This window comes from Streptomyces sp. P3 (assembly GCF_003032475.1).
In the GTDB taxonomy this organism is placed as follows: domain Bacteria; phylum Actinomycetota; class Actinomycetes; order Streptomycetales; family Streptomycetaceae; genus Streptomyces.
This window is the reverse complement of sequence record NZ_CP028369.1, coordinates 8,361,178-8,374,860: the sequence shown is the minus strand read 5'-3', so window position 1 is coordinate 8,374,860 and position 13,683 is coordinate 8,361,178. Positions and strand designations below refer to the sequence as shown.

Below are 13,683 nucleotides of genomic sequence, written 5' to 3'. Positions count from 1 at the left end.
CGTCCGTACGCTACCGATCCGCGTGGCACCGGTGCCGGGAGAAGCACTGGACTCCTGGGTCGAGGCGATCGCACACCGCACGGACACCTACCTCAATGACCTCCTGCCCGCCCTGGGCTTTCTTCCGCGCCACGAGGGGCTGTCACCGGCCCGGTGGGACTGGTCGGGGATGCCCACTGACCTGGAGCTGGAGTCGATCGCGTCGGCCACCGGCATCACGGCCGGGCAGGTGCACCGGATGACGCTGCGCCCCTACGACCAGCGCGCCCTGGTGCTCAACCCGCACAGCAGGCGAGTCGACCAGCGGCTGCTCTGGGGCCGCGCGAGGGGCTCGCGCTACTGTCCCGTCTGCCTGTCCGAGAGCGGCGGACGCTGGCAGGTGTCGTGGCGGCTGGGCTGGTCGTTCGCCTGCCTGGTGCACAACCGGCTGCTGGCCGACGACTGCCCGGGCTGCCTGCGCCCGCAACACATGCGCCCGCACAGCGGCTACGGCATCCCGATCCCCGGCCGGTGCGCGAACACGACGCGGGGCAGCGACAAGCACCCCCGCTGCCACCACGACCTGACCTCGGCCCCCAGCCTCCCGTTCCCGGCCGAATCTCCGGTGCTCCAGGCTCAGCACCTGCTTGCCACCTGCATCGACACCGGCAGGGCCGAGTTCGGGATCTACGCGGCCGACCCCCAGCCGGCCCGGGTCGCCCTCGCCGACATCCGCGCGCTGGCCGCCCGCTTCCTCATGGCCGCCTCCCGGGCAGCGGATCTGATGTCCGACACCTGCCTCACCCACGGCATCCCCGCCGAGGTCGTCACCCGCATGCCCACCCGGGAACACACCTCGCGCTTCCCCGACCGTCCCGGCGCATCGGCGCCACCGGGGGCGCCGTCGACGGCTGCGGCCGTTCTTGCCGCACTGAACATCCTCAACCAGCCCGCGTTCGCTGAAGCCAGGCAGCGCATGAGGTCCTTGGTGGAAGCCGTCTCGCGGGTGTCGCCCCAGGCGGCCCTGACCGTGAGCACGTGGGGTGCCGACATCAGCCCTCTTCTCAAGTCCGTGCACCTTGCCGCTGGCCTACACCGCCGGCCGCTGAGCGAGCAATTGCGCCATCGAGCCGTCACTTCGACCCCCCGAAAGCCACCCGCCGACGCGGGCCGGGCGACCCAACGCGCCCGCAAGATCCCCACTCTCGCCTGGCCGGGCTGGTGGCTACGGATAGCCCCCGCGCAAGGCGCGTTCGACACGATCATGCGTCAGGCCCTGTCTGCGATGCTCTTGATCGTCGGCAGCCGAATGGACAAGAAGGCAGCCTTCACCAGCCTCGGCTCTCACCTCAACTCCAGCCACATGTCCCGCATGCTGCGCGTGCTGGAGAAGTCAGGCCACTGGGATGCCGTCCAAGAAGCACTCACCCGCGTCAGCGACTACCTCGACAACACCGACATCCCGATCGCCTACCACCGGCGCCGACACCTGGACTACCACCAGCTGCTGCCCGACGAGCAGTGGCACAGCATCTGCCGCACCGTGGGCATCTCGGCAGGCAAGCAGCGCCGAGCCGGCATCGTACGCGCGGTACTCGTCGAGCGCCTCAGCGCACAACCCACCCCCAACACGACACCTCGAACCGTGCGCGACCACAAGGTCAAGTTCCCCGTCTGGCACACCCCCGCCCTGGCCGAAGCCCTCGACGACGTGGCCCGCGCATTCCTGAACCGCCACCACCTCGCCCACGAACCACTCACCTGGCAACCACCCACAACCCTGCTCGACGGACTCGACCTGCCCGGATGCGACCCCCACACCGTCGACCTCGCCCGACTGCACCAGCTCATCCGCGGCCCTTCCCAGTCACCCACCGCGGCCGCGCAGAAACTCGACACCACGCCCGAAGTGGTCCGCTACCTCCTGGCCCTCCACCCCGCTCCCACCACCCAGCGCGCAGCTCACGGCTGGCGACCCAACGCAGCCCTGCGTTACGCACGGGAGGCACTGCCACCCGACGACCTCGCCCGCCTCTACACCGTGCGGCAGCGCACACTCCAACAGATCGGCGACCAGATCGGGGTGAGTGCACGTGTGATCACCAACCTCGCCGACGAATACGGCATCCCCCTACGCCGCCCACGCGAACCCGGACACAATCGAACGGTCCACATCGACCGGGAATGGCTGCAAGAGCAGTACCTCGTCCGTCAACGCTCCGCCACCGATCTCGCGGCCGAGCTGGGCATCGGCGCATCCACTCTGCTCAAGCGCATCAAGGAAGCCGGCATACAAACCCGCACACGTGGTGGAGGAAGCCACCAACGCGTTCTCCACCGCGATACCGAACTCCAACACATCCCGTCACAGCTGCGGCCCGCGCTCACCGGCAGACTGGGCCGAACTCGCCTCGAACTCTTCGCCGCCGCAGCCCCCTACGGCAGTCTCGCCAAAGCCGCCAAAGCCCTCGACATCGTTGACGCCACCCTCCGAACTGCCATCCGCCAGGTTGAAGCCGACCTCGGCCTCCACCTCATCGAACGCGCCACCCCCACCACGCCGATGCAGCTCACCGGCCCAGGACGCCGCATCCTCGCCGTCATCCACGCGTGGCAACGCGGCGAAGAGGCTCCGACGCCAGCGTTCTCGGCGACGAACCCGCCTCCGCCCGCAGGGCCGACCCTGCTCACCACATCGAAGCGGGACGATCTTGAGTAGCTTTTTCTGGCGGGGGATCAGTTCAGCCTGTGGGCCCCTCATAACCAGGGCAGGCTGCTGCGGCCTGTCCTGCATGTAATGGACAAGGACCAAGCCCGCGAACGCTGGCTACCCTCACCGAGCGGTACACCGACGCCCTCCTCGCCCCCCTCAGGGAGCCTGCGGAGGCTTGCTGTCGCGGGAGGCGGCGCCGGTCATCCCGGAACAACCGGCGTGCCGGTGACCCCCGCCGCTATGAGGGCAACCGCAATCCGTAGTCTGCGCGATCTCGTCTGATCCCCTCATCGCCCATGGCGCGATATCTCCACACGAGGGAGACCCTCAACAGGTAGACGGCCCGACAACCGGGACAAGCGGCGGATCCGCGTCACTATGCAGCTGGGCCCCCGCCCCTTCGAAGTGGCGACGGCCCGAACCCGCTCGTCTAGCGAAGGCTGGACGCCTTGCGCTCGAGGAACCACGCTGCAGCGAGACTGCCCGACGCCAGCCAGAAGAGCGGGGCTCCGAATCCGCGCCCGAAGGCCACGGAGAGCGGTATCCCGATGAGGACGTAGACCACGCCCATCACCAAGAAGGCGACCGCGGCACGCTTGTGCTGGTTCATGCAGCTCACATCTCTGTTCGATGGAATGACGGTTGAGTACTGCGGGCGGCAGCCAGACCCGGAGGGTCAGTCGCCAGATGTGAACAGGGGCACCGGAGCGTAATGCCTCGGTGCCCCCGTCATGGTGATGTGCGGATCCTGCTAGCGATCAGCTCTTGTCAGCAGCTGCCACGCCAGGGGTAGACGTAGCGTCCGAAGATATAGCGCGGGGTCCACCACTTGTTGTAGACGCTGGCGCCGGCGTTGATATGCAAACACCGGCCAGTATTGGCCGCCCAGTTGGCGACAACCTGGATGGTTGCCAGGACGATGGTCAGCAACAACCCTACCGCGACGATGATCGGCGCCGCAGGGATGAAGATCAGCGCGAGGAGGCCGGTGACAGCTCCGACGATGGTGTACGTGTACCAGCCGTAGTTGCCGATCCGGTAAGTCCACCGCTTATTGGCGACGACCTTGACCGATACGCCACCGACGCCGGTACCCCAGCCTCCGGGCGCCCAGTACTTGACCGAGAGCCGTCCCCACGAATATGAGCGATTTTTCGTCCGGCTCCAGCGGCCGTCCAGGTCGGTGCAGTTCACCGGGTCGCCGGCGCAGTACTCGTACGCGTTGGAGCTACCGCCGTAGACGGGGTCGAGCGACAGGAAGCGTCCCGTGGCAGGGTTGTAAAGCCGGGCACCCATGAGGACGGTGCCAGTCGGAGTCTCACTGGAACGCTGCTTGTCCCCAAGCCAGTTGTAGCGCGTCTGAGCCTGGCCGGCCCGGGCGTTGCCGTACTCGTCGTTGTCGAGTGCGACGGGCGCCTTGGAGGTGTCCAGGGGCAACTGGAGAGCTATGTCTCCATGGATGTTGGACAGTTGCAGGACGGTGTCGCCGGTCTTGCTGGTGATCGCACCGATGGAACCGCCGAGAGATTCGACGATGCGGCTCACGGAGCCCGAACCGTCTTCGGTGATCCAGCGCGGGCTGTCGCCGTCGCTGTCGTAGTGGTTGAGTTTGGACTGGGTCTGTGTCCACGTCGAGCCACTGCCCGTCTCGACCGTGGAGGAACGGAGCCGGTGGAGGGCGTCGAGCTCCCAGGTCTGGCGGGTGCCGTTCGCGGTCTGCTGACGGACGAGGTCGTTGGCGTAGTAGCCGACGGCCACGCTGCCCGGGAGGGCGGTGGTCCGGCCGAAGGCGTCGTAGACGTAACCCGTGTCGGTCAGCCGGTCGGCGCTGTCGTACGTCTGGGTGGTGGTCGTGCCTCCCGTGGTGGGGCAGTCGAGACCGGGCTGGCCAGTCGTGGTGGTCAGCGCGGTCCGGTTGGCCCGTTTGTCGAAGGTGTAGTTGCGGACGGTGCAGACGGTGTTCGCGGTGTCCACGACCGAGGTGAGTCGACCCGCCGCGTCGTATTGGTAACCCTGGTCCGACCAGCCGGAGTGGCGGGCTACCTGGCCGTTCACGGTCTGCGTGACCGTGTCGGATACGAGGGTCACGCCGTCGCTGTCCCGGGTGTACGTGCGGTCAGTCACCGTGCCGCTGGCATCACGGGTCTGCCGCAGGGTGTAGCCACCCGGCAGCTTCTCGGTGTCCAGAGCGCCGTCGACGTCATACGTGGCGCGGAAGGTGCCCGCGACAGAGTCCGTGATGCTGGTCGCGAAGCCGCGCGGGTCGGCGGTGTGGTCGTATGTGTACGTCACCGAGGACGGCACACTGTCGCTGACCTTGAGCGGCCGGTCGAGCAGGTCGTATTCCGAGGTGGTCTTGCCACCGTCGGCGTCCGTGTAAGAGATTTGACGGCCGAGCTTGTCGAACGCCCGGATGATCGTGCCGCCGGTCGGCGACACGCTCTTGACGATCTTGCCGGACTCGGGGTCGTACTCGGTGGTGACCTCGGGAACCGCCTGGCCCAAGCCGCCCGTCGTCTTGACGTTGTCCGGTCGGCCCGCGGCGTCGTACGTCGTGGTGGTCGTGCGGGTCACGCCGCCAGCGGTCTCCGTGGTCTTCGCCACGTTCCCATACCTGTCGTACTCGAACGTGCTGACGGGCAGCTGCGAGGGGTTCGAGCCGCCGCCGGTGATCGCACCGCCGGGACCGGTGGAGCAGAGCAGATCCGCCCATTCAGGGCGCCCCTGGCAGGTTCCGGTGCCGGTGGCCGACCAGTAGGCGGAAACACGGGTGGTGGCCTCGGAGGCGGTGGCTCCGGGCAAGATCTGCTTGCTGACCCGACCCTGGGTGTCGTACTGCGTGGTCGTGGTGAGCGCGAGACCCGAGGGGTCCACGACGGACGTCAGGGGCAAGCCCTTGGTCCAGTCGAGCGTCGTCCTGGTCGAGCGCGTCTCGCCCTGGATGGCCGGGTACTCGCGCACCTGGGCACCCGAGGTGACCGTGGTGACCTGTCCTTCCACCTGGGCGGAGCCATCGGTCGGGCGGCCCTCGTCGTAGGTGTTGATCACCCACGGACGAGCGGTGACCGAGGTCCCCGCGGCCACCAGCGTGGTGGAACCCGACTTGAGATCCGACGTGAGTTCCACCCGCTGGAGCGGACTGAGCTCCTCCAGCTCCACGGATCCGTCGGCGCTGTACACCGACCGGATGGAGAGCAACTCGGCACGCTCGGCCGTCGACAGGCCGTCGATGCCGAGGTTGGCCAGCATGGCCTTGTCGGAAGCCGAGATACCGAGGGCCACGGCGCGGTTCGCGGCAGAGATCTCCCGCACCGTGTTGCCGAAGCGGTCGTACTCGGTGGTGGTGATGCTGCCGCTGGGCGCGGCCGAGTTCACCGGCTGTCCGGAGACGCCGATGTAGTGGACCGTCGCGCGCTTGTAGGCGTCGGCGGCCAGAGACGCGCCAGAGTTGGAAGCGGGCCGGGAGTCGGCAGGGAAGACCGCGGTCGCGTCACTCGGGAGGTTGGTTTGCCCCCACGCCTTCACATCGCTCGCGCCCATCTTGTATGGAGCGGACGCCCCGGTGAGCGGCACATCGTAGACCACCGTGGTGACCGACTCACCCTGCTCCGTGTCGATGGTGCCGGCCGCGAGGCCGGTACGGCGGGCGTTGAGGAGCATGCCGTCACCTGCCCCCGATCCCCCCGCCGTGCCGTAGGCGAGCGACCAGGGCTTCTCGCCCTTGGACTGGTAGGTCACGACGCGGCCGACGCTGTCGTACGCGTATGCGGTCTGGGACTGCTGGGACAGCCGCGGGTCCCACTGCTGGCGCAGCCGACCTTGTGAGTCGTAACGGTAAGTGGACACAGCGATGGCCGTGGCCGCGGCGGCACCGGGGGTCGTGGACCAGAGTTTGATCTCACGGACCTGTCCCGCGTAGTCGCCGAAGTCGGCGCTCGACGCGGTGCCGGTTGCCGTGGTGGCCGTGGCGTACACGAACTCCAGGACCCGGCAGCCCTGCGTGGCGGAGTTCGCCTCACAGGCCGCAGCCGTTGCGGCCGGGGTCGGCGCGATGATCTTCTTCGGCCGGATGAAGCTGCTCTCGCCGACCGTCACGGTCTCGGTAACGGTCGTCGTGGTCGAGTTCCCGAGTCCGTCCATGTAGGTCGTCGACGCACGCCAATGGCTCGGCGAGGTCGTCTCGACCGGAACGAACGTCGTGACCTTGCCCTCGTTGTCCCTGAGCGTGAAGTTCCCGGTGAAACTGCCCGTCAGCGTGTAGTCGGAGAGCCATGCCTCGGGGACCCAGCCAGTTTTATCCTTGTTCGCGGTGAAATGGTACTGCGTGTCGTCCGCGATGGACGTGACGCTGAGCGAGGTGGCGGAGGTCTTGACCAGACCGCCGTACGGGGAACTCACCTGGCTGGAGGCGGCGCCATAGAGCCACTCCTTGCCGAAGATCGCCGACTGGCCGCCCTCAGCTCCCGCCAGCTTCGCTGCGGCCTGCGGGTCCCGCGAGGACGCGGTACGTGCGGCGGCCAGGCCGAAGTAGGAGGCGTCGCTCGCGGAGACGGTGAAGTCGCCGGTGAGTAGATTCAGCGAGCCGGGTCCGATGTCGGTGCCGGCCGCGTCATCCCCGTTGCGGTTGACGACGACGGACAGCGCCTCGGTGCTGCCGGCGGCGCTGTTCGGCCCGGTGAAGTCGGCCTTGATCTGGACGCTTCCGTCCGGGTCCACGGTGCTCGTGGCGTTCCAGACCAGGGCGTCGTTCTTTCCGGCGGCCAAGGGCACAGGCCATGCGGTGAGCGCCTGGTCGGCCTTGGTGACATCGGCGACCGGGATCTTCACCCATGTGTCGGCCTCGGAGCGGCGCCAGGAGAACGACACGGAGTTGTATTTGGCGGCGTCGGCCTCAGCGACCAGCGGCAGACGGCGGGCGGTGCGCTCACCCTCGCGGGGCTGGACGAAGCCGCCCGGACCCGCGTGGAACGCGTACTCCGTGACGGCGGACTTGTTGTCAGCCTTGTCCACAGCGCGGACTTGGAGCGTGTGGTTGCCGTCCCGCGGCGGGGCGATGGAGATGCCCTTGTCAGCAGTGGAACCGTTGGTGGTGACATTGGTCCAGGTCAGGCCGTCAAGGGACCACTCGAGTGAGTTGTGATCCGCGGCGGGTGGCGTCACCGTGAAGGTGCCCGCCTGCCCCGCGCCCTTGACCCACTTGTCAACGGGGTAGTCGGTGGAGACGATCTTCACCGGAGCGGCCGGAGCAGTCGTGTCGACCGTGAAGGTCTTCCACGCCGACCAGCCGGTGTTGTAGTGCGTGCCGTCGTACGGGTTCGTCCGGAACTTGTACGTCTTGCCGTTCGTCAGTACGCCTGCGGGCACGGTCACTGATGCGATTTGGCCCGAGGGCACATACGGCGACACGAGGACGTTGCCCACCTGGGTGTCCGTCGCGGAATCGAAGATCTGGAAGGTGCCATTGACCTTGTCGCCGTTGGCGTCGACGAAGGTGTCGCGAAGAATCGGCCTCACCGTGTCGACCGTGTACGCGCCACCGTAGGAGAAGTACGGCGGGCCGGCCTCTTGCTTGGTACCGGTGCGCGGACGGTAGTTGTAAGTGACGACCATCTTCGGCGGGTTCGACGCGGCGTTGGCGGAGTTGACCCGCTTCCACTGCGCGGTCACCGTCTCGCTGGTGGCTCGCAAGCCCATGTGGCCGCGGGTGGCCTTCGCCGAGGCCCACTCCTGGACCAGTGTGGTGACATCGGCATTGACCCAGCCGTCCGGCGCCGAGGTGCACGACGGGTTGCCGTTGGTCTCGGTGGAGGTGGCCTTCTTCGCCGTCCACGCGGGCTGCGCGGTCCAGCGCGACGACGTCGAGGCGGCGCCGGCCGACCAAACCTCCCAGGACTGGGCGGCACACGTGGTGTTGCCGGAGTGGAAGTTCCACAGGCTCAGCTTCGCGCTGGAGACCAGCGCATCGGAGATCGGCGCGGTGTTCCAGCTGACGAAGGAACGGGCAGTCCGCGGAGTGCCGTCAGCGTTGGTCGTACCCGGGTTGCCGAGGTCGAGCTCGACATCGTTGGACCAGTCGACCGTCTCACCCTGCTGGACGTAGGTGTCGAAGACGTTGCTCAGCGAGGACGTCGACGGGTCGACCGTCACGGGGTACTTGGTGGCCGGATCCGCGAGAAACTTCGCGTCCGGCGTGATCACCAGATCGACCGTGTCCTTGTGCTGGACAACCTTCATCCCCGCCTTGACACGGTGGGTGTGCTCGCCCGAAACCGGATCCACGGCAGCGTCCCACATCACCGGAGCGGGCATGACCGCCCGCGACTTGTTCCGCTTGTCGATGAAGAGCAGGCTGCCGTCCTTCTGCTGCTTGACCTTCAAGCCCTTGGCCTTGAGCGGCAGCGTGTAAGCGTAGCCCTCGACGGTCGGGCGCTGCTTGATCTCGACATACTGCTCGAAGCCAGTGCGGGTCGCCTCGACGACGACGTCCCCCTGCGGAACGGCGTTCTCGTACGTGGCACGTGTGCCGTTGAGCTTCGGCTTCGGGAGGCCGCCCTTCCACTGAAGCGTGATCTTCTGATCGCCCTCACCGAGACTGACGAGGTCGCGGGGCGCGGCCTTTTCGTTCTGCGCCACGGCGGTGAGTTTCTGGCCGCCGGGCTTGGCGAGTTCGAGCCCGTGCGGGTGGGCCTTGGGCTCGACGGACCCGTCCACGTTACTGACCAAAGAAAGGTCGACATCGCGCCAGTCGTCGGTTTCCCCGTCCCGGAAGCGCACAGGCCCAGCGGACAGTTCAGTGGTGAGGCTGCCGTTGGGATTGACCCAGGTCGTCGAGGTATCGGTGCGCTCGGACAACGCCTCTACGCGCTTGCCGTTCAGCCGGGCGGCCACGCGAGCGGAAACAATGTCCGCCGCCGATGCGGGTGCGGCCTTGGCCGGCTTCTGGTCTGCCTTCGGGACTGCCGCCGGTGCGGCGAGCGCGCCCTCGGCGCCCAGGACCGACACCGACATGATGAGAGCGAGACTGACCGATATTCGGCGCACCCCTCTGCCCCCTCTGGACCATGTGCGCCTGCTTCTACCCCAAGCAGGCATGGGTCTGCGGGTATTCACGCATTTCCCCCTTACTGCCGCGAGACGGCAGCGTGATCTGTGACGCATTACATGCGCCTCAGGGAACCTATCTTCCCAAGTAAGATCAATAACGGGACAATGGCGGGCGAATTAGACATCCTGACGCCCTATCAGTTTGTGATAAACGACATGGTTTGCCTAAAGCATCGCAAAGAAATCGTCATGAAACGCTGACGCTCATCGGGGGTGGTTCGTCTGCGGGGTGCTGGAGGGTTGACTGACCTCCCCTCTCCGGCATGGAACGCGAGTACATCTGCGACCGCACCCTCGAAGGCCACTAGTCCGCCCGCAAGCGCGGCAAGACCATCGGCGGCGTGGGCGTCACCGACGACCACATGCTTTCCATGGCCCTCCACCTACGGGAGCAGAAGATGAGCCTGTGTGACATCGCCGCCCGGCTCGTCATCAGATCAGCAGACCCGCCCACCTGATCGACCAAGCCGAGCGAGACAAACTCGCCGCCGAGGTCACCCGCCGCGTTGCCACCATGGCGCCGTTCACCGTCATGATCAGATCCGTACTCAGCTACGCCAGCAGCGCCATCGCAGACACCCACCCCGATCACCAGATCGCGGACCTGCACACTGCGGCCCGGAACGGCACCCGCGCCACGCTCGGCGATGGCGCCTGCCAGTACGTCGGGATTCAGCATCTGACCACGGCCTACGCCTATGCCGAGGCGGACTCCGGCGCCGCGCAACGCCTCCTCCGACGAGTCCGATCGGGCCATGCCCCGCTGCACATCAACGCGGTGCACCTCGTCGACGTCGCTGCGGACCCGCAGGCCAAGACGATCACCTGGGAAACGGTGACGCGGGTCCCTCTCGGCACAGCTCTCTGACTCACCAGAGACACACGGAACCTCCGCGCGGTGGGCCGGACAGCGAAAAGGACAAGATCGTGAGACAGAATGCCGGGCCAACCGAATTAGACAACGCGAGAACACGCAGGTCGTCACGACGGAACGGGACATTCCAATTGCGGCCCTACACGAGACCGAAGGGCTTCCCGCAGCGGACCGCAAGCCGTACAAGCCGTGGTCCTACGACTCGGCAAACGCCGAACTGTACATCCCGCGCCTGGAAGCGGGGCAGGACCGCTGGTTCGCCGCCGCGCTCTCGGATCAGAAGGGCAAGGCGCCCTCGCGTCTGGCAGTGTTCGCCGAACGCCCCCAGCACAAGCGCTGGGAGATGGTCTCCGTCGTCGACCTGGACAGCCAGAAGCGGCCGGACATCGCCCTTGACCGGGACGGGTACGCGACGGCCGTTCCCGCCGTCGGCACCAAGCGGCTGGCAGCGGACGCCGACCTGCTACGCACAGCCGTGCTCGACAACTTCGCCACCGGAGGCACGGACACCGGGACGAAGGTCTTCGCGCCGACCAAGGCAAGCAAGCGGCAGATCGAGGTTCACGACAAGACCGGCACCCGCTACGGGAACCAGGGCACCACCGTCTTCGCCGGCGCCGCCAACCGCTACACGGACGCCTACGCCCTCAGGACCACCGACGGCGGCGCGTTGATCCTCTTCTCCCACACGCACACCCAGACCGACGCCGTCGCGCACTCCGGCCTGCAGATCAACCCCGGCAAGGACGACCGGGCGTGGCTCCACGACGTGCCCCGCACGTCCATCACGTACACGTTCGTGTGCAACGACGCCGCCACCGTCCCCGCGAAGGCCGAGCCGTCCCGACTGATCGGCTACACCTGCGCCCGCACCGACGCCTCCGGCCCCCCGGTCGCCTCCTGACCGGACCGCGTGAAAGCGCACCACCCCTGACGGGCCGCGCGCCCCTGATGGCCGCCCGCCGTCCCCGCTTCCCTGCTCGATCCGGAGAACTCCCTGTCCACACGTTCCTTCATCGCCCGCCCCACCACCGGCACGGGTTACAGTGGCATCCACGTCCAGCTCGACGGCGTACCCAGCCACCACCTGCCGCTGCTCCTGGCCGCCTACCAGTACAAGTTCGGACGCGATGTGGAAGCCATGTCCCGTCACCTCATCGACGACGTCGCCGTCGGCTGGGACGAACTGGGCACCGACCTCCTCGACGGCGCCCCGCCCTCGCTCGTGGCTGCGCTGACCGGCGGCGAGCAGTGGCCCAGCCGCACCCTCGACCGCCTGATCACCCCGGACGGCTCCCCGCCGCGGCGCATGTCGGTCACCGACGAGACCGCAGACGGGCAGGACATGCAGTGGGGGTACATCCTGCACACGGAGGGCATCGAGGTGATCAGCCTCCTCCACGAGGACATCGGCCCGGTCGTGGACTGGGCCACCGACCCGCGCACCGCCTTCAACGACCACCCGGCGGCCTGGTCCTCCCTCGACCCCGCACCGGTTACCCGGGCATCGCGCAGCACGCCGCCCCCGGGCGCTCCCGCTGCATCCCCGGCGAAGGCCCACGCCCCGCGTCCCGCCACGCGCCGCTAGTTCACTCTCGCTTCCCGGAGCCTCCCCTGCCCTCGCACACCCTGCCCCTGATCACCGTCGTCATCGCCAGCCGCCTGCGCGAAGACCGGCTCGACTACCTGACCGCCATGCACGCCAGCCTCACCCGGCAGTCCGTGCCGTGGGAGGCCGTGATCGCGCTCGACGGTGCCTCGCCGGACCGCCTGCCCGACCCGCTCGCGCAGGACTCCCGCGTCCGCACGCTTGCTCTGCCGCGCCCGGTCGGCACCGCCTGCGCCCGGAACCTGGCCCTCGCCCATGTCCGCACCCAGTACACCAACTGGGCAGATGACGATGATGAGTTCACCGACGACGCCATGGCTGTGCGGCTGAACATCCTGAAATCGACGGGGGTCGGCTGGTGTGCGGGATGGAGCGAGGACCTGCACCCCGATGGCTCGACCACCCTGTGGCGCTGCCCCGCCCCGCCCGGCCGGCACGAGGCTGGCGACGTGTGGACGTACTGGAAGTCGCCGGCGGACACCATCCCCATCGGGCCGACCACCATCCTCGCCCGCACCGACCTGGTGCGCGCCGCCCCGATGGGCGGGCTCGTCCAGGGCGAGGACTACTGCGCCGCCCTCGGCGTCACCAGCCTCGCCCCCGGGATCCTGCTTCCCCTGCCGGTCTACCGGTACCGCAAACACCCTGGCCAGATGACCCGCCAGGACGCCTATGACGTCCTGGAGCCGGAGGCTCGGCGGCATGCGTGGAACTACGGACGCAGCCTGCGAGCCGCCCTCCGCGCCCGGGAGACAAGCGCTGCGGCCGGGGTGGTCTGATGTCTTCCTCCGTCACTCCGGCCACATTCGACTACCTGGCCAGGCGTCTGGAGGAACTGGCCGCCTCATTCCCCACCAGCCCCGAAGCCGTCAACCTGATCACGCTCACCGACGACATCGGCGTGCTGGCCCACCATCTGCAGCACACCATCGAACACGCGCAGGAACGGTTCACCACACCGCAGACGGTCTACCCGCCCGAACGCGTCGCCCTGGTCCAGCTCGCCCGGGCCGCCGCCGGTATCACGCGAGTTCTGGACACACTCGCCGAAGCCCTGACCTACGCCACGACCGGCTTCCAGCGCGAGGCCGTGGAGGATCTCGCCCACTCGCCTCTGCGCAACGACCCCGAAGTCCTGCGGATCATGACCGCCGAGAAGTACGTCGCGGCCCGCGCACGCCTGCGCCATACCTCCGCCGCCCTGCGCGCGACCTCCACCCCGGCACCGTCTGGGCCGTCCACCCCGCGCGCGACCGGCCCACGGACCCAGCCAGCTGCCGCCGCCCAGTCACGGCAGCCGAACCGCCACTGAACGACACCAGCAGACCCCGGGATGCCCCCGAACCCTCTTGCCGAGATCCGGCTCGCCTACAACCGCGCCGCTGCCCCGGCCGCCATCGCCCA

The 13,683-nt window shown here is 68.0% G+C and carries 8 protein-coding genes; 6 read left to right on the top strand and 2 right to left on the bottom strand.

What is annotated here, in order from left to right; translation table 11 throughout:
- The first annotated feature begins 22 nt into the window (after positions 1 to 22).
- Positions 23 to 2,698, top strand: a complete 2,676-nt coding sequence (locus tag C6376_RS37000; RefSeq protein ID WP_159083374.1) for a TniQ family protein — start codon at positions 23 to 25, stop codon at positions 2,696 to 2,698.
- Positions 2,699 to 3,122: 424 nt separating this feature from the next.
- Here C6376_RS37000 and C6376_RS36995 read toward each other — a convergent pair whose 3' ends face one another.
- Together C6376_RS36995 and C6376_RS36990 are read right to left on the bottom strand one after the other, a co-directional pair.
- On the bottom strand, positions 3,123 to 3,302 hold the full coding sequence (locus C6376_RS36995; protein WP_107447401.1) for a hypothetical protein: 180 nt from the start codon (positions 3,300 to 3,302) through the stop codon (positions 3,123 to 3,125).
- A 158-nt stretch (positions 3,303 to 3,460) separates the two neighbouring features.
- Positions 3,461 to 9,700, bottom strand: a complete 6,240-nt coding sequence (locus C6376_RS36990) for a DNRLRE domain-containing protein (RefSeq protein WP_107447400.1) — start codon at positions 9,698 to 9,700, stop codon at positions 3,461 to 3,463.
- A 610-nt stretch (positions 9,701 to 10,310) separates the two neighbouring features.
- On the opposite strand from C6376_RS36990, the gene C6376_RS36980 reads away from it, so the two are divergent.
- From C6376_RS36980 to C6376_RS36960, 5 genes are all read left to right on the top strand, one after another.
- Positions 10,311 to 10,664 (top strand): hypothetical protein, encoded by a 354-nt coding sequence (locus tag C6376_RS36980; RefSeq protein WP_107447399.1) that lies wholly within the window; start codon positions 10,311 to 10,313, stop codon positions 10,662 to 10,664.
- 313 nt (positions 10,665 to 10,977) lie between these two features.
- Complete coding sequence (locus tag C6376_RS36975; RefSeq protein WP_254076225.1) at positions 10,978 to 11,574, top strand: hypothetical protein; 597 nt, start codon at positions 10,978 to 10,980, stop codon at positions 11,572 to 11,574.
- Positions 11,575 to 11,811: 237 nt separating this feature from the next.
- Positions 11,812 to 12,258: a hypothetical protein gene (locus C6376_RS36970; protein WP_367881071.1), complete on the top strand. Its 447-nt coding sequence runs from the start codon at positions 11,812 to 11,814 to the stop codon at positions 12,256 to 12,258.
- 47 nt (positions 12,259 to 12,305) lie between these two features.
- Entirely contained in the window at positions 12,306 to 13,058 is a 753-nt protein-coding gene (locus C6376_RS36965) for a glycosyltransferase (protein ID WP_107449402.1), read from the top strand.
- Positions 13,058 to 13,591: a hypothetical protein gene (locus C6376_RS36960; protein WP_107447396.1), complete on the top strand. Its 534-nt coding sequence runs from the start codon at positions 13,058 to 13,060 to the stop codon at positions 13,589 to 13,591. Before C6376_RS36965 ends, C6376_RS36960 begins: the two co-directional genes overlap by 1 nt.
- Positions 13,592 to 13,683: the final 92 nt, after the last annotated feature.